The sequence below is a fragment of the Caulobacter sp. 602-1 genome, from assembly GCF_003931565.1.
In the GTDB taxonomy this organism is placed as follows: Bacteria; Pseudomonadota; Alphaproteobacteria; order Caulobacterales; family Caulobacteraceae; genus Caulobacter.
The window spans coordinates 1-297 of sequence record NZ_RRYI01000110.1; the positions used below are offsets into that span (position 1 = coordinate 1).

A 297-nucleotide genomic window follows, 5' to 3' on the forward strand; every position below is an offset into this window, starting at 1 on the left:
GTTCGCGACACAGGCGCCCAACATTCAATTGAGCCTGACGGTCGGCAACTCCGCCCAGGCCGCCGCCATGGTCTTGCAGGGCCAGGCCGACCTGGCCTTCGTCGAAGGCGGCATGGAAGAGGCCTTGCTCCGCGGCGAGGAGGTTGGCGGCGATCGGATCGGTCTCTTTGTCTCGCCGGATCATCCGTTGGTCGAGCGGCCGCCGACCCGAGAGGATCTCGACGCCGCCATGTGGGTGATGCGCGACCAGGGCTCGGGAACCCGGGACCACCTGACCGCAGGGCTGGCCCAGTCCGG

Annotated in this window: 1 protein-coding gene; it reads left to right on the forward strand. The window is 68.7% G+C overall.

Translation table 11 applies throughout. The features are described from left to right. The coding region (locus EIK80_RS25470) for a LysR substrate-binding domain-containing protein (protein WP_233586949.1) at nucleotides 1-297 on the forward strand (297 nt) is incomplete at both ends.